The following is a 366-nucleotide window of genomic DNA, read 5'->3' on the forward strand; positions in this document are numbered from 1 at the left end:
AATTAGTTTTGAAAATTTGAATCAACGACTAGCCGATAAACTAAAAAAAGATTCGCAACGAGTACACTATGAAAAGAAGAAAAAGATTAGTGACCTATGGCAAGAAGAACAAACATCATTTTTGAAATTGCCTGATATAGATTATCCAGTTTTTAAGCAATTTGAAGTTAAACCAAACCGGTATAACGAAGTAACGATTGATAAAACCAGGATACATATTCCAATGGCTAAAACAATGCTTTCATTAACCTGCGTTCTTACCGCAACCAGTTATACAATTTATGATCTAAATGGCGAAATTGTTAGTAAAGGGCGACGCCCTTACCTAACTAAGAAACGCGCTATTGAGTGGTCAAGCGTTTTTAT

Annotated in this window: 1 pseudogene; it reads left to right on the top strand. The window is 34.2% G+C overall.

Annotation, left to right across the window (positions count from 1 at the left end):
* Positions 1 to 366: pseudogene (locus CP352_RS10890) on the top strand (IS21 family transposase); the annotation flags it as partial.

Origin of the sequence: Lactobacillus sp. UMNPBX1 (assembly GCF_002554085.1) — a bacterium.
Classification (GTDB): Bacteria; Bacillota; Bacilli; order Lactobacillales; family Lactobacillaceae; genus Lactobacillus; species Lactobacillus crispatus.